This window comes from Endozoicomonas sp. Z74 (assembly GCF_057680865.1).
Window position 1 is genome coordinate 49060 of record NZ_JBLYZI010000020.1, and the last position, 19941, is coordinate 69000.

Below are 19941 nucleotides of genomic sequence, written 5' to 3' on the forward strand. Positions count from 1 at the left end.
TGTCTGTGCTATTCGAATGTCCATAGCGAAAGAAAAAGATTTTGCGTTGTTTTTTTTTAAACCAGAGGCAACCTCTTTTTCTCGGTAAAGTACTTAATCTTAGCTTTATTATAATTCAGGTGTCGTATGTCTTCTGAGTTTACGTCCATTGTCAGAGCAGAGCTGGAAGAAGCAGTAAGTGTTTTAAACCGTTTTCTGGATAATGAAAATAATCTTGAAGCGATCGATAGCGCTGCACGACTATTGACTGATTCTTTCAAGCAGGGTGGAAAAGTTCTTTCCTGTGGAAATGGTGGCTCCCACTGTGATGCAATGCATTTTGCCGAAGAGCTGACCGGCCGGTTTCGAGAAAATCGTCCTGGCTATCCTGCTATCGCGATTTCCGATCCAAGTCATATGTCGTGTGTATCAAACGACTTTGGCTATGAATTTATTTTTTCCCGCTATGTTGAGGCTGTTGGCAGTGAAGGGGATGTCCTTCTGGGGATTAGTACCAGTGGCAACTCAGGGAATATCCTAAAGGCGGTAGAGGCGGCCAGAGCCAAAGGGATGAAGGTGATCCTGCTGTCAGGCAAAGACGGTGGAAAAATGGCTGGCATGGCGGATGTGGAAATCCGGGTCCCCCATTTCGGGTATGCGGACCGTATCCAGGAAGTGCATATCAAAGCCATCCATATCATGATTCAACTGGTGGAAAAGTATATGGAAGGGCAGTGAGAATAGCTTACTGCCCAGGCATTTACAGGCTTGTGTCTTCCGACCTTGAAAAATCCTCATCACGGCCAACATCTGGAATGTCTTGCAAAAACTCCCCAAAACTTCTTTTTTGAGGTTTCAGAAGGGCTGATGTGAGGATTTCTCGATGTTCGGTCTCGGCGCTACGACCATTTTTACCTGCCCTTTGTTTCAGGGCCGCGACAATACGTTCGTCAATATTCCTAACGATAAGGTTTGCCATTATTCCGCTCTCCCAGTGATGATTAGTTTGAATGATGGCATTGATATCATCTGATACAAGAAAACAGAATAAGTCAGGGCTTTAAGGAATTGTCTGGACAGTTAAGCTGGCCAGGGATGACCAGCCTGGAAAGATGAACTATGTCATACGCTCAATCGACTGGGCGATCCAGGCCCTTGCCTGGTCATTGGCTTGTGCCGGGGTAAGGTTTTCCGTATCTATAACCGGGCCTATTTCAACATTTATGGTTCCGGGTTTCTTGATCCATGAAGTGCTGGGCCAGTAGCTTCCGGCATTGTGGGCGATGGGAAGAATGCCCACTTCGGCAGCTTTGGCAAGCCCTGCTCCCCCCCTTGAGAACTTACCTAATGTGCCCGGTGCAGTTCTTGTACCTTCAGGAAAAATAAGTACCCGGATATTTCGATCCAGGGATTGTTTACCCTGGTCCCGAACCTGTTGCAGGGACAGTCTGACATCATTTCGGTTAATGGCGATGGGCCGGGTAGCCGCCAGTGCCCAGCCAAAAAAGGGAATCTTCAGCAGTTCCTGCTTGAGCACCTGGGTCTGTGGGGTGACCAGAGTCTGAATAAAAAACGTTTCCCAGGTGCTCTGGTGGTTACTGATGATCACGCAGGCGTTGTCCGGGATGTTTTCAGTTCCTTTTAATTGCCAGCGAATGCCGCAGATCAGGCGACAGAGTGTGATGGCAACAATAGACCAGGTTTTTACGAAAAAATGGCGTTTCCGGAAAGGCGTCAGGTAGATCAGCACCATCATCAATGGTGTCCAGATAACAGTCCATAAGGCCAGGGCAAGGTAAAAGACCAGGGTTCTGGCAGGCCAGAACAGTTTTGAGAAAGTGCGAGAAAAAGAAGAAGGGCTGGCAACCGACGACATTAAATTCCCTCTGAAAGTAGTTCTTCTGTGAAGTGGGCCAGATTTTCAAAAACCGGAGTGTTCCCAACCCTGGTTACGTTACCACATTGCCTTTTTTCATTAAGTATTGATTGTGTTATCCCACCCTTTCCGGTCAAAACCAGAGCTGTTTTGCACCGGGCAGATTGACCCGCCTCAAGGTCTCTCAGTGAGTCCCCCACCACCCAGGTATCTGAAGGCTCAGCCTGGGTTTGCTCCAGGATCTGCTCCAGCATGCCGGGACTGGGTTTTCGGCAGCGGCAATGGTCGTCCGGGCCATGAGGGCAAAAGTAAATGTCACTCAGCTGTCCTCCTTGTTCTACAACCAGGCGGATCATCTTGTCGTGCATTGCCTTCAGGTCATTCATGGTGAAATAGCCACGGGCCAGACCTGACTGATTGGTAGCCACTGCCACCTGAAAACCGGCACGGGAAAGCCTGGCGATGGCCTCAATACTGCCAGGAATCGGAATCCACTGGTCAACGGATCGGATATAGTTGTCCGAATCCTCATTGATGACACCGTCCCGGTCAAGAATAATGAGTTTTTGCTGTTTTGTTCGAATTTGCGTACGGGGTTCCATAGCGCTTTCCATTCTCGAATCGATCGGTCCAGAGAAATGGCTGGAGCGACTTCTGGCCGGGACTCAGCAAAGCACCGGCCAGAAAGTCAGGCTCAGGACTTCTGCAGCAACGAGATATCCGCCACATGCAGGAACAGGCTGCGCAGCTGCTTCAGCAGGGCATAGCGGTTCAGGCGTACGGATTCATCCTCAGCGTTCACCAGCACCTGGTCGAAAAAGCGGTCCACCGGCTCTTTCAGGGCTGCCAGGCTTTCCATCGCCATGGCATACAGACCTTCATTCAGAGCGGGAGCCACCTCCGTTTTCTTGGCGAATAACACCTTGGCCAGCTCAACTTCTGCGGCTTCCGTTAACAGAGTTTCATCCACGCTGTCCGGAATGATGATATCCCCGGCTTTGGCCAGAATATTGGATACCCGCTTGTTGGCAGAAGAGAGGGCATCGGCTTCATCCAGAAGGTTAAAGCGGCTGATAGCCTTGATCCGAAGGTCAAAGTCCAAAGGCCTTGTGGGACGAAGAGCCTTAACTGAATTGATGATTTCAGCAGAGACCCCTTCTTCCTGGTAAGCGGCGTCAAACCGTTCCAGCATGTAATTGACGGCCGTCGTATTCAGCTGGTCCGCTTCCGGCAGCTCAACGCCCTGTTCCTGATAGCCTGCCATGGCTTCAGCCACCAGAGCCTCAAGGTCCAGGTTCAGTTTTTTCTCAACAATGATTCTCAGGACCCCGATGCTGGCACGGCGCAGGGCAAAAGGATCCTTGCTGCCAGTGGGCAGCTGCCCAATGCCAAAGATACCGGCAATGGTGTCAATTTTGTCGGCAATGGCGACAGCGCACCCTGTCAGGGTGGAAGGCAGCTCGTCACCGGCAAAGCGGGGCATGTACTGCTCATTCAGGGTTTTACATACGTCTGCCGGTTCACCATCATTTTCGGCGTAGTACTGACCCATGATCCCCTGAAGCTCAGGGAATTCCAGCACCATTTCTGAAACCAGGTCAGACTTGCAGAGCTGGCCCGCACGTTTTGGGGTCTCTGCATCACCACCCTCGGTGGCTGAAATATACGCCGCCAGTCGGGCAACACGCTCTGTTTTATGGAAGACAGAACCCAGCTGCGCCTGAAAAACGATCGGTTTGAGTTTTTCCCGGCGGGCTTCCTGAGTCTGTTTTTTATCAGTGTCGTAGAAGAACTTGGCATCGGCCAGACGGGGACGAATGACTTTTTCGTTGCCTTCAACCACATGGCGTGGTTCAGAGCTTTCAATATTGGAAACCGTGATGAAGTGAGGCAACAGGGCGCCTTCTCCATCCACCACATGAAAGTACTTCTGATGGCCTTTCATGGAGGAAATCAGGGCTTCGGACGGTACCGCCAGAAACTCATCATCAAAGCGACCGGACAGAGCGACTGGCCATTCATTAAGAGCGGTGACTTCATTCAGCAGGTCTTCATCAATAACGGCAGTGCCACCTATATTGGCGGCTACAGCCTGCACCTGCTCCCTGATGGTTTCACGGCGGGCTTCAAAACCGGCCATGACTTTTCCCTGCTCCTGAAGGCATTTTTCGTAATCAGCAGGAGCGGAAACAGGCAGTTCACGGTTGGCATGGAAACGGTGGCCACGGGTGGTGTTACCGGATTTAAGGCCAAGCACTTCGCAGTCAATGACATCATTACCCAGCATCATCAGCAGCCAGTGTACCGGACGGACAAACTCGGTGCGGCTTGCTCCCCAGCGCATCCGTTTGGGGATTGGTAGTCCAGCCAGGGACTGGGAGACAATCTCTGGCAGCAGGGATGAGGTCTGCTCTCCTTTTTTAATGGAGCGGTAGACCAGCCAGGCACCCTTCGGGGTTTCCAGTTGCTCCAGGGCATCAAATTCAACGCCATTGGAACGGGCAAAGCCAAGGGCGGCTTTGCTGGGGTTGCCCTCTGCATCAAAGGCTGCCTTGACCGCTGGCCCCCGGCGTTCCAGGTTCTGGTCTGGCTGGGCGGTTTCCAGCCCTTTGATCAGCAGGGCCAGACGGCGGGGGGCGGCAAATGCCTGGTACTCAGAGAAGGCCACCTGGGCTTTTTCGAGGCCACTGATAATGCCCTGGGTGAAGGCTTCAGACAGACTTTTCAATGCTTTGGGTGGCAGTTCTTCCGTACCCAGCTCAACGAGGAAATCTTCTCTGGAAATCGTCGCGCTCATTACTTCTCCTCCTGAGCCAGTTGTGCCAGAACATCGTTGCGGATACGGTCGTCCGCCAGCGGGAAGCCCAGTTCGTGTCGTTTATCAAAGTAGGCTCTGGCTACCGCTCTGGCCAGGGTCCTGACGCGCAGGATAAAGCGTTGACGCTCGGTGACGGAAATCGCGTGTCGGGCATCCAGCAGGTTAAAGGTATGGGAAGCCTTTAGTACGTATTCGTAGGCAGGCAGGGGAAGGCCGGTTTCCACCAGTTTATGAGACTCACGCTCAAAGAAGTCGAACTGTTTGAACAGCTCTTCGGTATCGGCGTGCTCAAAGTTGAACGTGGACATCTCCACTTCCTGCTGATGGAACACATCACCGTAGGTGACAGAGCCTTGTGGGCCAACCGTCCATACCAGGTCATAAACGTTATCCACACCCTGGATGTACATGGCCAGACGCTCAAGACCGTAAGTGATCTCGCCGGTCACCGGATAGCATTCCAGGCCGCCCACCTGCTGGAAGTAGGTGAACTGGGTAACTTCCATGCCGTTCATCCAGACTTCCCAGCCCAGGCCCCAGGCGCCAAGGGTGGGAGATTCCCAGTTATCCTCCACAAAGCGGATGTCGTGCACCAGAGGATCGACGCCCATTTCCCGCAGGGAGTCCAGATACAGTTCCTGAATGTTGTCCGGAGAAGGCTTCATGACCACCTGAAACTGGTAGTAATGTTGCAGCCGGTTGGGGTTCTCGCCATAGCGACCGTCGGTGGGGCGACGGCTTGGCTGCACATAGGCGGAGTTCCAGTTCTCGGGACCGATGGCGCGGAGGAAAGTGGCAGGGTGAAAGGTGCCTGCACCCACTTCCATATCCAGTGGTTGCAGGATGACACAGCCCTGCCGGGCCCAGAAGTTCTGCAGGGCAAGGATCATCCCCTGAAAAGTATTGATGTCTGGCGTGCTCTGGGAAGTCACTGTACTACCTCTTGGAGGCTCAAATGCCAACAGGCCAGTCCCTCTATTTGAATTCAGAGAGGCGGGCTGTCAGCGCTCTTGGCATGGTTTCCCTGATTTGAGGGTGGGCCTTCACTCAGGGTCGAAAATAGAAGGGGGATTATACCGGTTTGCGCGGCTAAGTATAAGGCTGTGGATAACTTGTGAGAAACGGGTGAATTAATGGGAAGGGAAAGAGTGGCAGACTCTCAGGGAGTTCTGCCACTCAAGAAGGCGGTCAGGGGTCAGGCTGGGGTCTGTTGTGCATCAGAAAAGTGGGTTGCGGGACTGTTTTTCTGCTGCCGTTTTTTCAGGGAGATCAGCAGTAAAGCACAGACCATACCGGTCAGAGCAACGGCCAGGCCGATTCCGAAAATGGTTTGATAGGCCTGTACAGGTTCAAAGTTATCAATGATCCAGCCATTGAGGGCGTAAGCCCAGAAGACGGAGGCGTAGGCAGCAAATGAGCCAACACTCATGGCGGCACCACTGAACTGTTTTGGAACCCCTGCTTCCGCGACCGGCGCCAGAATAATGCCTTTGGCAAGGAATATGGAGAAGGAGAATGCCATCAGAAGGGCCATGTTGGCATACAACATTGACGGACCTTTGGGCAGCAAAATGGTGACCCCAAGGCAGATGGCTGTCAGAGCCATGGCAAACATCATCATCTTGATGGATGACTTGAACAGGAAATCAGACAGAGAGCCTGCGATAAGGCCTGCGACGACGCCCATTGCACCGGTATTGATAATCCCGAAAAGAGCTGCCTGGGAAGTGGACAGCCCAAACACAGCCTGCAGGTAAGGAACGGTGTAGATAAGAGTGATATAGACCCAATAGACGGTGAGTGAGGTCAAGGCGGCCAGCCAGACGGTGGGCATTTTCAGGACCTGGATCAAGCCTTTGAGAGCGGCTGTGTTTTTGGATTCGCCCTGGGTGGGTTCAATATTATTTTCAGGAACAAACTTCCAGACCATGAAAATCATGGGAAGAATCAGCAACGTATAAACCAGTATGGAGCCTTTGAAGATCAGGATGGAACCACCCAGCAAGGCCATAACACCCACAATGGCGGCATTCATGCTCATTTCCATTGCGCGGCGAATAGACTCCAGCAACCCGAACGCCATTCCTTTATTGTGTTCACCGGACATCAGGCTCACGCCGTTGACCACCGCAGGCCAGAATACGGCATCCGTCAGTCCCCAGATTCCGGCAATCACGGCAAGCACCATAAAGTCGGGCTGGAACAGGACAATGACCATCATGCTGACAAACCGCACCATCAGGCTGCACATCAGGATGGATCGAACAGAGAAGCGATTGTTGACCCAGCCTGCCGGTATGTAGAAAAACATGGCCGAACCGATCAGGGTGAACAGGATCCCCATCTGGGTGTTATCAATGCTGAGAACGTCCAGCAATAAGTTGTAGAAAGTCCCCTTAAATGCTTCAAAAGCGGAATAAATGATTTGTCCGGAGAAGACAACAGACAAAAAACCATAAAACTGGTTTCTGCTGCTGAACCCTATTTTGCCAATCAACTTTTCCATAAAGTTAACCTGTCGCCCTTCGATGATGCTGTGTTCGAGTCAAATGAAGTGCCTGAGGCTGAGCCGTCAGCCACTGTGCTGGTGGTTATAATGTTCGGGTAATTGCTGGGCTATATCGGTAAATATTCCGTCGACGCCCCAGTTGAACAGCTCATTGATACGAGCTCGGTCATTGACGGTGTATACATTGACTTTGTAACCCTTTTCCCTGAAGCCCTGAACCATCTCTCTGGTCAGCCCCTTGTCTTCGGGGTGGATGTACTCTGCCTGGCAGGCCTGCAAGATGGACTCCCAGTCACCCCACAGATTTTCATGAACAAACAGGCAGGCTACGGGGATATCAGGGCATCGCCGTTTAAATTCATAGAGGGCAATATGGTTAAAGCTGGAAACAATCACTTTCCGGTCAATATTGAGTTTTTCCAGTCCTTTGATAACCCCTTCGATGAGCTTAAGGGTTTTGCTCCAGCCGTTGGAGCAGGACTTGATTTCGATATTGACGTTCAATTCATGTTCATTAACCAGGTCAATGAACGCTTCAAACGTCGGTATCCGCTCGTTGGTGTATTCACCGCTGAACCAGCTGCCTGCGTCAATGTCCGCAAGATCCTTTCTGGTGAGGTGGTAGAGGCTTCCGCTTCTGTCAGTACACCGGTCAAGTGTGTCGTCATGGGAGATCACAATGGTGTCGTCTGCGAGAATATCGACATCACACTCCAGCCACTTAATGCCATAGTCACGGCACTTCCTGAAAGCAGACAGCGTGTTCTCAGGAGCGAGTGAAGACATCCCTCTATGTGCAAAAATAGTTTTCATAGGCAGTTAACGATAACGAACAACAAGGAAACAAGACTGTTTATATGTTGAGCAAAAGTAAACAAAATGAAAACTGACGAAAATCAATAGAAGGTGAGGTTTTCAGAAGCTGGACCTGAGCCCTTATAAGTCGGTGAATGTACGACGGGTGATTGTTGGAAGAGAAAAGAAGGCCAGCAGGTTCCAGGAGCACTGCTGGCCAGAAAGTCAGAAGAAACGGTGGTCAAATCAAATGGTAACCGGCTCCTGATGCTTCTTGTTTTTGCCCAGGGTTGTGCGAAGAGCACTGTAGGCACCTCCGGTCACCAGGGTCCCTGCGAGAATAGCCAGGGCATAGTAGCCCACATGACTAATGGCTTCCGGAATCATCATGACGAACACGCCGCCATGGGGAGCTTTCAGCTCAATGCCCATCCACATGGACAGTGCACCGGTGACTGCAGCCCCCAGCATGGAGCAGGGAATGACCCGCAACGGGTCTCTGGCGGCAAAGGGAATAGCACCTTCGGAGATAAAACAGAGGCCCAGAATACCCGCCGCCTTGCCACTTTCCCGCTCTTCGTCATTGAAGGTGTTTCTGGCCAGGAACGTGGCCAGGGCCATACCCAGGGGCGGGATCATACCGGCCGCCATAACGGCCGCCATGGGAGCGTAAGTCTGGCTGGTGAGCAGGCCGACACCGAAGGTATAGGCGGCTTTATTGACCGGCCCTCCCATATCAAAGGCCATCATGCCTCCGAGCAGGGCTCCGAGCAGAATTGCATTGGTGCCACTCATGCTCTGAAGAAAAGCAGTCAGCCCATCCATAATGAACTTAATGGGGGTTCCCACCACATAGATCATCAGCAGACCGGTCACCAGACTGCTTAACAGGGGAATGACCAGAACCGGCATAAGGCTTTCCATGGTGGCCGGCAGGCGAATGGTTTTCTCTATATACCGGGCGGAGTAACCGGCCAGAAATCCGGCAGCAATACCTCCGAGAAATCCCGCCCCCAAGGAGGCTGCAAGCATGCCGCCAATCAGGCCGGGAGCCAGTCCGGGACGGTCAGCGATGGAAAAAGCAATGTAGCCTGCCAGTACCGGCACCATCAGGGCAAAGGCACTGCCGCCACCGATACTCATCAATGCCGCGGCCAGCGTTCCCTCAGCCTCAAAGGCTTTGATGCCAAAAGCAAACGACAGGGCGATGATCAGTCCGCCAGCCACCACCAGGGGGAGCATATAAGAGACACCGGTCAGCAGGTGTCGGTAGGCGCCGGACGCCTTCTTTTTGCTGAACTCGGAGGGCGCTGCTTCAGCCGTTTCCACTTTTCCTTCCGAAAGCGCTTTCTCAATGACCTCTACAGGGTGTTTGAGGGCTTCCCCGGTGGAGGTTCGAAATACTTTTTTGCCGGCAAAGCGCTGGGTGTCCACCTCAATGTCCGTAGCGAGAATGACCACATCCGCATCGGCAATCTGTTGCGCTTCAAGAGGATCCCGGGCCCCAACCGAGCCCTGTTTTTCGATATGGATATCATGACCCAGTTCCTGACCGGCAATGGACAGGGCATCTGCCGACATGAATGTGTGGGCGACACCGGTAGGGCAGGCGGTGACTGCGACTATTTTTTGCTGCCCAGAACGGTTTTGTTTATGTCCGGAAAGCACTTTAGCCTGTTGCTCAGCCACCTCCAGAACCTGCTCAGCATTGTCCATCACGGCTTGGGTGCTGGTGCAGTAAACCCGCTTGCCAGCCAGGCGGGGGAGCAGCTTGTCGGGAATGGCCGGTTGAGTGACGATGATCAGGTCGGCATCGGCAAGAACCCCCGGAGCCAATGTCTCAGTGACCAGGGGACTGTGAACTTCAGTGTTCAGGGTGATGGTTTTTCTGGCAGCAGCGGCCGCCATTTTCTCTCCTACCAGAAAGCAGCTGGCAACGCCCGCCGGGCAGGTACTGATTAATACGATCTGTTTCATTGTCTTGTCCATAATGAGCCTCCTGAGCACTCAACGTGATGTCAGAACATCAACGCTCCTCATGGTCGCTTGCAGATGTTCCCGGGAAGAGAGGCCAACCCCTGGCTGGCTGACGGCGGCCATGGCTGCCGCTGTTGCCAGTCGGGCACGTTCATCCGGGGTGTATTGGTGGGTAAGGGCATAGAGGTAGCCAGCCATCATGGAATCCCCGGCACCCACAGGGCTGACCAGGTCAACCGGGCCCGGGCGGGCGAACAATTCGCTGTCCCGGGAGAAAAACCAGGCCCCCTCGCTGCCACAGGACAGAACCACATGGTCTACGCCTTGCTCCACCAGTTGTCTGGCATAGGTTCGTTCGTCGTTTTTAGGGCAGCCAGTGAGGGTCATCAGTTCTTTCAGTTCATGAATATTGGGTTTGATGATCTCCGGCTGAACCTGGATCGCTTCGCGCAGAGCTTTCCCGCTGCAGTCAATGGCCAGTCGGAACTTCCTCTCTTTCAGGCTCTTCAGGAAAAAAACAAAGTCATTGGGTGAGATACCCTGAGGCAGGCTGCCACCCACCATTACCAGGGTGTTTTCAGGGTATTCCTCCAGGCGAATCAGTAGCTGTTTCAGGTCGTCAGCAGAAGCGGTGAACCCGGTAAAATTGATGTCGGTCACCGCTGAATCAGAACGGTTTACGAGTTTGATATTGGTTCGGGTCTCCCCATCCACTTCAATAAAACCGTTGAGAATGTTGTGCTTGTCCAGGTAATTCTCAAAAAAGGGGCTGGAGGCCCTGCCGAGCAGGCCACTGGCGGTGACAGGCTCTCCCAGGTCAGCCAGAACCCGTGCCACATTCACCCCTTTGCCTCCGGGGGTTTTCACAGAGCTATCCGCCTGGTTGACCAGTCCGGGCTTCAGGCAGTTAACCCAGGACGTCTGGTCGATGGCCGGGTTCAGGGTAAGGGAAACGATCATTCGCCCAATCCTTCGTTAATGGCTTTTTCCAGGGCTTCAAGTGCCTGGAGGGAGTCGGCACCGGTGGCCCGGACATCGATGGTGTTGCCGCAGGCGATGTTCAGGCCCATTAATTTGATCAGGCTTCTGGCATCCACAAACTCCGGACCGGAGACCGGGTTGCGCACTTTGATTTCGGCCTTGAAGGGTTTTATGGCGGCCACAAACAGACCGCTGGGCCGGGCATGGAGGCCGTGGGGATTACGGATAACAAACTGTCGGGTTTTTGCTTCGGCTGCGGACGACCAGCTCTCTCCTCCAGAGACGGCCTGATACAGATCCTGGCGGGTGCAATCAGCTACTTGCTGGATAAATGCCGGATCCTGGGCCCATTGAGTCAGCGTCCGCAGGCTGGGGAGGTGATCCCCGTTTCTGGCGGCAACGGCCACCATCAGCTGGATGGAGCGCTGGCCATGGGCCACCGGTTTTTCGGGAACCACCATGGATATACCGGTATGAAGGGCTCCGGCAACACTCACCAGGGCAATGGACTCACTGAGGAAAAATGGCTTGGCTTCAAGCAGCTCCCGGGCTTTGGAATCGTCGATATAATCCCGGGCGAGAAGGGGGGCTGTGGTGATATCCTGCAAGTAAGAAAGCGTGTCAGCCGGGTACTGACACCGAATGCAGTCAATAGACAACACTGGTTTTGTTTCTTTGGTCGCGTTGACCGGTTTGCCGATAAATGCTGAGCAGATATCTTCAGGGTTATCGGTTGTGGCCAGCTTACGGCACAGAACCTCATTGTCCAGAATACGACTTAAGGCGCTTAACAGGCTCAAGTGCTCATCGGAACGGGCAGCAATGCCCACCGCCAGATAAACCGTCTGCCCATTCCCCCAGTCCACTCCCTCAGGAAACTGCAGCACCATCAGGCCGGTGTTCAGGATGGCATCGCGACTTTCCGGTGTGCCATGGGGAATGGCGATGCCGTTACCCAGACTGGTGGATGACAGCTGTTCCCTGGCAAGCAGGCCGTTCAGGTACCCGGGAGTGGTCAGGTTGGCTTCCACCATTTTTCCCGCCACCAGGGCAAGGGCTGATTGCTTGTCACTGGCGGTCAGGTTTAAGTGAACATTGGATTGTTGAAGTGTCAGCATGTTAACTAAACCGTTTTAGCTTTTTTTCGATGGTAACTAAACCGATTTAGCGATTACAATGTGTGTGATTGTTTGTTCATCTTTTATTGATTCAGGTCACTTTTTAAACAACTGTATGAAGCTGGTTGATATCGCACGTCTGGCAGGCGTCTCTAAAACCACCGCCAGTATTATTCTTAACGGTCGCGCTGATCATTACCGGATCAGCCAGAAGACCACGGACCGGGTGATGAAGCTGGCGGCTGAGCACAACTACATCGCCAATGCCCAGGCAGCCGGGCTGAGAAACCGGAACAGCCGCTTAATGGCTTTGATTCTGCCGGATCTGATGCACCACGGATTTGCCGAGCTCAGTAAGTACCTGGAAAGGCTGGCCAGAAAGGCAGGGTTTCATCTGCTGATCAGCTCTTCTGACGATAACCCCGCCACAGAAGAGGCTCTGGTGAAAACCCTGATTGGTCGAAAAGTGGAGGCCATTATTTCCGTGGCCTGCCTCAAGGATTATGGCATTTACCATTATGCCCAGTCCCGGGGGGTGCCGGTGATCCTGCTGGACCGTCATCAACCGGGAACGGACCTGGACTTTATCGTCAGTGATGACCATCACTCTGCCAGCGAACTGACCCGTGCCCTGTTGGAAAACAGCCAGGGGGATCTGGTCTATTTTGGGGGCAATGAAGACATGGTAAACAGCCAGCAACGTCTGGCTGGTTTTCAGGAAGCCCTGGAGTCCGGCGGTTACCGTTCCGGTGATATAAAGGTCTTCCAGCAGGATTATTCTGTGGAAGCCGGGTATGAGATGATGTCCGCCTATTATCAGGAAACAAGAACGCTTCCCAGGCTCCTGTTTACCGCTTCATTAACCCTGATGGAAGGGGCCTTTCAATACCTACGGCAATACCGGGATAAAATCTCCGGAGACTGGCTCTGGGTCACCTTCGGGGACAGTTACATACTGGACCTGATGCCGTTTACCATCCATTCCGCCAGGCAGAAATACCAGCAGATGGCAGAGCTGGCCATGGCTAGCCTCCAGAAAAAGCTGGCTTCTCAGCCTTATGAAAGACAGCAGGTACTGGAGAGGGAAATCATTCATCGGCGCTTTTGATAGATCTGGCTGCCTGCTGACCAGCGATCTGAGCACCGAATCACCAGGATTGAGCAGTCATCAGCAAAAATAAAAATCACCCGCTTTTTTTCACGGCTTTGTTGATTTGACTCACTATCCCGGGCAACGGCTTGCAGTATAGATTGGCGCTCCTCTAATAAAACACCAAAGTCGTATATGTCAGCCGCTGCCAATCAAGCCCGCTTTCTGCTCCAGGTCGCCGGTCTGGATGACTCTCTTCGTGATCTGCTGCAAGTTGAATCCTTCCAGGGGAAGGAGTCGATTCACCAGTGCTTCCAATTCACCGTCCAGGCGGTCTGCGAGAACCCGGACCTGGATCTGAACGGTTATCTGCATCATACCGCCCTGCTCACTTTGCGGGGCAGTGACCGGGACCGTCATATCCATGGTCAGGTTACCGCCATGGAACGGCTGGACACCGGCCGTCGTCTGACCCGCTATGCCCTGGTGATTGAGCCCTCCCTGAAACTGCTGGACTACCGCCGGAATCACCGGGTATTCCAGAACCAGTCGGTGCCAGCCATTGTCACCCAGTTATTGGAAGACGCCGGTATTCTGTCGGACCGCTATGAGCTGAGACTCAACAGCAGCTATTCAGCCCGGGACTATTGCGTCCAGTACGGGGAAAGCGAGCTGGCTTTTATCCGTCGTATCCTGGCAGAAGAGGGGATCCATTTTCACTTCGAGCACGACCCGGAAAAACATCTGCTGGTACTGGCCGATGGCCAGGACGGTTTCCCGGTGCCTCCTGAAGGGGAGCTGGCCGTCTACAACAGTGGCAACGGCATGAACGCCGCCTTTGATACCGTGACCGCTTTTGAAGTAGAGCACCGGGTCGGGGTTGGTCAGGTGGACCTTCGGGACTATAACTTCACCCGTGCCAGTCGCCCTCTGGAGCAAAGCAAAACCCCGGTTCCCCTGGAAGTGGAGGGAGACAGTGCGCTTGTGGATTACACCTGGCCGGGGAGCTTCCAGGATGATGTGGAAGGCAGCCGCCAGACGTCACTGGGAATGGAACAGAAACGGCGGGACACCCGACAGGCCTTTGGGGAAAGCCATATACCGGCTCTGAGTGCCGGCGCTTTTCTGGCCCTGGATGGTCACAGCCAGACGGACTGGAACCAGTATTGGCTCACAACGAGTATTGAGCATCAGGGAGAGCAGCCCCAGGTGCTGGAAGAAACGGCCAGTGGCCAGGCCCGTTACCACAACCGGTTTGAGGCCACTTCCTGGGACTGCTTCTGGCGGCCAGAACCCCTGGCTAAGCCCACCCTACACGGTATTCAGAGTGCAGTGGTCACCGGCCCCGAGGGCGAAGAAATTCACACCGACGACTATGGCCGGGTAAAAGTTCAGTTCTACTGGGACCGGGAAGGTCAGGCCGATGGCCAGACCAGTTGCTGGGTTCGGGTAGCCCAGAGCTGGGCGGGCAATGGCTATGGTGCCTTCACTCTGCCAAGGGTGGGTATGGAGGTACTGGTCAGCTTTATCAATGGTGATGTGGACCAGCCCCTGGTGGTGGGATGCAGTTACAACAGCCAGAACCCTCAGCCCTATGGGTTGCCGGAACATAAAACCCGAACCCTGCTGAAAAGCAACAGCAGCCCTGGTGGCGAAGGCTATAACGAACTGCGTATTGAAGATAAGGCAGACCATGAGCAACTGTTTGTCCATGGTCAGAAAGATTTCGACCTGAGCATCCGCAACGATCTGCGCCAGCAAACAGACAACGACTGTCATGGAATGACCGGCGCTGACCACTACGGCCTTACCGGGGGCGACCACCATCAAACCACCGGTGGCGAACAGCGTCACTACGTGGGGAAAAACCTGTCCAGAACCATTGGTGGCACTGAGCACATCCGGGCGGGCAGCGCCACCTGTGTGGATGCTGGCAGTGAAGTGCATCTTAAAGGGGGCAGCAAAATCGTGCTCAATGCCGGGTCGGAAATCAGCCTCTCCGGCGGGGGCAGTTTTGTCAAAGTAGACCCCTCCGGGGTCAGCCTGGTGGGGCCGGCCATTAACATCAACTCCGGCGGCTCCCCGGGGTCCGGCTCCGGGGCCAGTCCGGAAATGCCAATGTTACCGGTAGCGGCAGATCAGGATCGTACCGGGACGGTGCCAGAGCCAAGGGAGGCTGAAGTACTGCTGCCACCGGTAGCGCTTCAGCCATCGGCTCTGATAGCCGCTCGGGAAAAGGGGGCCGCTACGGTTAAGGAGTGCCCGGTAATGGATGAGGTCAGTGAATGACGAACAATGCAACGTTACAGGACTGGTGCCGGATACAGGGCGGTTTTCTGAAGCAGTGTCTCTACGCCATTGTTGACCCCCTGGCGGAACCAGCTCCCCTGCCGGTGTTTTATCAGATTGAGCAAGGAGAAGCGTTGCCACTGTTTGCCCAAACCGACTATCGGAAGCAGTTGGAGTTTGGTCCCTGGTTGCTGCCCCTGAAAACAAAAAGCCCATTTATTCAGTGGCTGGATGAACATAAAGCCCATGCGCCTGGTTGGCTGTTTTTTTCCGGGGCAACCTTTGATCGGGTGGCTGCTCACTGGCGCAGCCTGGTCTGTGCCTGTCTGGAGGGGCAGGCGGTGATGTTTCGTTATCACGACCCGCGAGTGATTGGGGAAATGCTGCCAAAAATGTCAGAAGAAGATCGATGTCGTTTTATGGGGCCTGCCAGTCAGTTGACCCTCTGGCATCGGGACCAGTGGCTGGTGATGGAGGGAGCCACTGAGAAAAATGACTGTGCGGAGCAAGCATTCTGGTGGGACATCAAGCCGGAGCATCGCTCGGGCTGTGATCACCTCTATCTGAATAACCTGGAAAACTGGCTCTGGCAGCAGGACAGGGCCAGTTGCCTGCGGAAAGCACAGCAGGGGGCTCTAAAAGATTTTTTACGCCAGTCCCTGGAACAGGGAAAAAAACGGCAGCTGACGGGGAATGCCCTGAGTCTTTATACGGTACTGGCGGTGACCGGAAATGAATCGCTGTTTGACCACCCCCGGCTCCAGGCCGCCCTCAAAGAAACCGATGAACCCACCGTGCTCAGTCGTTTATACCGGATGGCGAAATGCCTATAGCAACAGAACCGATGTTGGATAAACAGACTTGGTAAAACTTTGGATCAGGACAGCGCAGTATGACCACCGGCCAGATCAGCAACGATTGCATTGAATGCCAGCGCCTCAACCAGTGGGTAGAGATTGAACTGTACGATGAGCAGGGGCAGCCCTACGACAACCTGCCCCTGTGGGTCACCGATTGTCAGGGGCAGGTCCACCCAACCTACCTGACAGGTGGTCATGCCCGGGTAGACGGCCTTCCGGCCGGAATAGTGCATGTTCGCTTTGATGCCGATGCCCTTTACCAGGCCGCCCAGCAGCGGCCTATGGGGGGCGAAGAACAACCGTGTCCGGCCCGAGCCGCTTTTGATCAACGGCTGGTCAGCCAGGAACCGGGCTTTGAGGATAATGGAGGCAAAGACGCTGAAGGAAAGCTGCTGGTCTACCACGCAGTTACATTTGAAGACCTGGCGGAAGTGCCGGAAAACCTCGATCTGCCCGATATTCATAAAAGCCCGACACCTCTGGGCTATGCCAGCGGCAAGCTTGGTGTGGGCGCCTGTTTTGTGCTCCGGCTGCAGTCCCTGCGGGCATACCGGCCCATTCTGATTCCCTCAGATCAGTACAATCTGGTTAATGCCTGGAACCTGGGCATTATGATGCGGTTGATCTATGCCAAATGGGGTATGGATGCGGAAAACCCGGAGCCGGTCAAAGGTTCGGTCAGTGATATTTTGAATCGGTTGCGGAACCGGGAAATTCCCACGTACATTGAAAGTATTGAGCCTTATCCGCCTATTGTTGAAGAGGTGGCTTTGGACAATACTCTGTTTTTGAACAAGTTGAACGACAGGGGAAGATACAAGCAGTACTTGTATGATGAAGATACTGATACTCATGCATTTATTACGCATACTGATCAGAGCTTACTGATTGCTGCCAGGGGCACTTCCAGTATTCGAGATGTATTTACGGACACTGATGCGAAGAAAACCCCCTTCATTATTGAAGGGGGTGAGGGGGAGGTTCATGAGGGGTTTTTAAGGGCTTTTTTGGGGATACGAGATGCAATATACGATTACATAAGTGATCGTGAATTAGCTTTGGAAACTGTTTATGTAACAGGCCATAGTTTGGGCGGTGCACTGGCAACACTAATCGCCTGTTATTTGAGCACAATACTGGACTGCCGGATTATTTTATACACCTACGGCAGTCCCAGGGTTGGGGATGAACAAATGGTGGAGCACTTTAAGGGGATAACCCATTTCCGCCATATCAATATGGATGATCCGGTAACCATGGTGCCTGCGCCTGGGTTTAATACATCCCTTAAAGAGTTGATGATCATTCTTGGTGTTACGGCCCTGAAACCCACCTCTACCATCCCCAAGCTGGCCTGGAGCCTTGTGCTGGACTGGGATGAGCACCATTATCGGCATCATGGCATGCCCATCCAGATCCGTCAGGGCGACACACAGAAGGGGGGGCCACCTCTGGTGCTGAAAAATGTGGTGGATGGAGCCAGCCCCCTGGGTGGCAGTAACCATGGTTCCGGGGAGTACCTCAAGGGGCTTCGTGATGACCTACTGATGTTCTGGAATCGCTGGCAGAATCAAAACGACAGTCGGCATATGTGGGTCACTCAGCGGGTGGCTGAACTGGAACAAATGGCGGTGTTTTACCAGCACCCCGACCGTATTCTGGAAAAGTACGATCGAAACCGGTTGCAAACCCCTGCCGGGCGAAGAGACTACGAGACATTCCTGGCTCAACGCTTGGATGAGTGGCAAGTTGAGCGGACTACATTGACTCAATGGCTGGCTATTAGCTCTATTGCTCATCGCTTGTATTCATCGGAAGAGAATCCACTAATGAATCAAGCCATTGCAGCAATGGTTAGGGAAATTGAGTCATGAAGCAGCGTGTTATTATTGTCATTGCATTTCTGATGCTTACAGGCTGCTCAAGCCAGCCAGCAAGATATAATTTTACCGATTCCATTTTTTTTGAAGGGGAGATCCCGGCTAATTCACAAGCTGGTGTATGGGCTCATTTCATTGCAGGGGAAAACATTAAAAAATGCCAGAATTATATAATTGGTACAGCCAGTTATAAAAATAAGAGCTTTGAAAAGCGTTGGTACTCTTTAGAAAATAACACCAGTAAGTCAGGTCGCTACCGAATAGAGTTGCCTACCCGGTATACAGGGTCAAAAGATTGCCGTTATCGAATGGTGGAGTTGTCGGTAGGAGTGACAACAGAATGGGGGGGCAGCGGTGTTTGGGTTATTCCCGCCAGTGCACCGGATAAGGTTAACAGTCTAGTCAGTCAGCGCATTCCAAAAGAACCGATGGGGGTTGAGCTAAGGAGGATGTTTTATACACGTGGTAAGGGTTTGAAACGACATGAAGAACCATTGGTTTATTATTCGTCAAGATCTTACTCCCATCCGGATTACCCACAAATGACGAAAAGAACAAGTTTTTATACTTTGCCGGAAGACCTTGAGCCAGGGACTGTCTATACCGTGGATTTTAAATTTTCGGATAAGATATACGACAGAGATAATGATCGTTATGTGGATAAGGCTCCACCTAAGGATCCATATTTTGAGGAACGTTGTGCTAATGAAGATAACTGTCGCCCATCCCTTGAGTACCGGGCAAAGATGAAAGACCTGGATATCAAACGCAATTGAATATAGAAGTGTTTTTATGAAAAAGCAGGTGGTTCTTGTTTTTGGAATACTGGCTCTTCCGGGCTGCATTAGCAACTCTCATAGCCTTAAGGGGACAGTTGTCTTTAAAGGCAAAATACCCCCAAACTCACAGGTTCAAACCGTTGCACGTTTCCGCCCTGATGCTGAAGCGCCAGGGTGTGATCTGATCGGGGTTGATCGTTATCTATTGGTAAGGGAAACGGTTGACAGCAAGGAAAATAACACTCTTAATCCTGGCCGCTACCGTGTGGAAGTGCCTGTCCGCTATATGAAAAAGCAAGAGTGTAAGTATAGTTTGGCGGACTTTTACGTAAGAATCGTTCATGAATACGAACCGATGAGTAGGGTCGCCTCAATCACAGTTGAAGTACTGGAGCCTAATGAAGAGCCCTCCAAAAATACAGAACGCCTGACCGCTCAGACTAACATTGAAATGCAAAAGGTTTTCGGTAAAATGCAGGCCATTTCGGATGACTTTCTGATGTTATTTCCTTCGTTTGATCAGGAAACGGTGGATAAGTACAAAAATGGCGCAGGTAAAATCACTTATGCATATAAACACGAACGAGACTTCTTAAACCCATTCAGTTATACACATTTTGTATCGTATGATGACGTGGTGCCAGGTCAACAATATACCCTGAATTTCACAATGACAGACCGGTGGTATAACCTGGACTCCGATCAATATGTTGATAATGCTCCGCCTCGGGACCCATATTTCGAGCAACTCTGTGCGAACGAAGTAAGTTGTCGTCCCTCCCTTGAGTACCGTGCAAAGATGCAAGAAAAATAGTCTTTTAATGTTTTTCTTTGCACTCCAGGCGTCTTGGGTCACAAGGGGGTATAGTGGACCCCAAAAACTGGACCACTGGCTAAGTTAAGTTTTTCGACTGTATGATGCCCTTTCAAGGAGGGGAAAATGACAGTCAGAAAAAGGAAGCGTCATGCACCTGAATTCAAAGCTCAGGT

At 52.7% G+C, this 19941-nt stretch carries 17 protein-coding genes; 7 read left to right on the forward strand and 10 right to left on the reverse strand.

All coding sequences use genetic code 11. The features are described from left to right. The first annotated feature begins 126 nt into the window (after window positions 1–126). Window positions 127–717, forward strand: coding sequence for a D-sedoheptulose 7-phosphate isomerase (gene lpcA / locus ACNRUY_RS08225; protein ID WP_488111171.1), 591 nt, complete (start codon window positions 127–129; stop codon window positions 715–717). 22 nt (window positions 718–739) lie between these two features. On the opposite strand, the gene ACNRUY_RS08230 is transcribed toward lpcA, so the two are convergent. From ACNRUY_RS08230 to fruB, 10 genes are all read right to left on the reverse strand, one after another. Further along, window positions 740–958 carry a FitA-like ribbon-helix-helix domain-containing protein gene (locus ACNRUY_RS08230; protein ID WP_488111172.1) on the reverse strand — a complete coding sequence of 73 codons (219 nt, stop codon included), beginning with the start codon at window positions 956–958 and terminating at the stop codon, window positions 740–742. A 138-nt stretch (window positions 959–1096) separates the two neighbouring features. Beyond that, entirely contained in the window at window positions 1097–1855 is a 759-nt protein-coding gene (locus ACNRUY_RS08235) for a lysophospholipid acyltransferase family protein (RefSeq protein ID WP_488111173.1), read from the reverse strand. Continuing rightward, window positions 1855–2457: a D-glycero-beta-D-manno-heptose 1,7-bisphosphate 7-phosphatase gene (gene gmhB / locus ACNRUY_RS08240; protein WP_488111174.1), complete on the reverse strand. Its 603-nt coding sequence runs from the start codon at window positions 2455–2457 to the stop codon at window positions 1855–1857. Before gmhB ends, ACNRUY_RS08235 begins: the two co-directional genes overlap by 1 nt. Before the next feature lie 92 nt (window positions 2458–2549). Beyond that, entirely contained in the window at window positions 2550–4652 is a 2103-nt protein-coding gene (gene glyS, locus ACNRUY_RS08245) for a glycine--tRNA ligase subunit beta (protein WP_488111175.1), read from the reverse strand. After that, window positions 4652–5563, reverse strand: a complete 912-nt coding sequence (gene glyQ, locus ACNRUY_RS08250) for a glycine--tRNA ligase subunit alpha (protein WP_488111189.1) — start codon at window positions 5561–5563, stop codon at window positions 4652–4654. The genes glyS and glyQ overlap by 1 nt, the downstream gene beginning before the upstream one ends. Window positions 5564–5868: 305 nt before the next feature. After that, complete coding sequence (locus ACNRUY_RS08255; protein WP_488111176.1) at window positions 5869–7179, reverse strand: MFS transporter; 1311 nt, start codon at window positions 7177–7179, stop codon at window positions 5869–5871. Window positions 7180–7245: 66 nt separating this feature from the next. After that, window positions 7246–7968: a glycerophosphoryl diester phosphodiesterase gene (locus tag ACNRUY_RS08260; RefSeq protein ID WP_488111177.1), complete on the reverse strand. Its 723-nt coding sequence runs from the start codon at window positions 7966–7968 to the stop codon at window positions 7246–7248. Window positions 7969–8223: 255 nt separating this feature from the next. Further along, window positions 8224–9966, reverse strand: a complete 1743-nt coding sequence (locus ACNRUY_RS08265) for a fructose-specific PTS transporter subunit EIIC (protein ID WP_488111178.1) — start codon at window positions 9964–9966, stop codon at window positions 8224–8226. An 18-nt stretch (window positions 9967–9984) separates the two neighbouring features. Next, on the reverse strand, window positions 9985–10914 hold the full coding sequence (pfkB, locus tag ACNRUY_RS08270) for a 1-phosphofructokinase (protein WP_488111179.1): 930 nt from the start codon (window positions 10912–10914) through the stop codon (window positions 9985–9987). Next, window positions 10911–12053 carry a fused PTS fructose transporter subunit IIA/HPr protein gene (fruB, locus tag ACNRUY_RS08275; RefSeq protein WP_488111180.1) on the reverse strand — a complete coding sequence of 381 codons (1143 nt, stop codon included), beginning with the start codon at window positions 12051–12053 and terminating at the stop codon, window positions 10911–10913. Before fruB ends, pfkB begins: the two co-directional genes overlap by 4 nt. A gap of 115 nt (window positions 12054–12168) precedes the next feature. Here fruB and ACNRUY_RS08280 point away from each other — a divergent pair, with 115 nt between their 5' ends. The 6 genes from ACNRUY_RS08280 (at window position 12169) to ACNRUY_RS08305 (ending at window position 19765) form a co-directional block, all read left to right on the forward strand. Continuing rightward, the gene (locus ACNRUY_RS08280; protein WP_488111181.1) at window positions 12169–13161 is read left to right on the forward strand and encodes a LacI family DNA-binding transcriptional regulator; all 993 of its coding nucleotides are present in this window, start codon (window positions 12169–12171) and stop codon (window positions 13159–13161) included. Between the two features lie 177 nt (window positions 13162–13338). Continuing rightward, a complete protein-coding gene (gene tssI / locus ACNRUY_RS08285) occupies window positions 13339–15432 on the forward strand; it encodes a type VI secretion system tip protein TssI/VgrG (protein ID WP_488111182.1) in 2094 nt (697 codons plus the stop codon). Continuing rightward, window positions 15429–16265: a DUF4123 domain-containing protein gene (locus ACNRUY_RS08290; RefSeq protein ID WP_488111183.1), complete on the forward strand. Its 837-nt coding sequence runs from the start codon at window positions 15429–15431 to the stop codon at window positions 16263–16265. Before tssI ends, ACNRUY_RS08290 begins: the two co-directional genes overlap by 4 nt. Window positions 16266–16324: 59 nt before the next feature. Then, window positions 16325–18166: a lipase family protein gene (locus ACNRUY_RS08295; RefSeq protein ID WP_488111184.1), complete on the forward strand. Its 1842-nt coding sequence runs from the start codon at window positions 16325–16327 to the stop codon at window positions 18164–18166. Beyond that, the gene (locus ACNRUY_RS08300) at window positions 18163–18948 is read left to right on the forward strand and encodes a hypothetical protein (protein ID WP_488111185.1); all 786 of its coding nucleotides are present in this window, start codon (window positions 18163–18165) and stop codon (window positions 18946–18948) included. Before ACNRUY_RS08295 ends, ACNRUY_RS08300 begins: the two co-directional genes overlap by 4 nt. Before the next feature lie 16 nt (window positions 18949–18964). Continuing rightward, window positions 18965–19765: a hypothetical protein gene (locus tag ACNRUY_RS08305; RefSeq protein ID WP_488111186.1), complete on the forward strand. Its 801-nt coding sequence runs from the start codon at window positions 18965–18967 to the stop codon at window positions 19763–19765. Window positions 19766–19941: the final 176 nt, after the last annotated feature.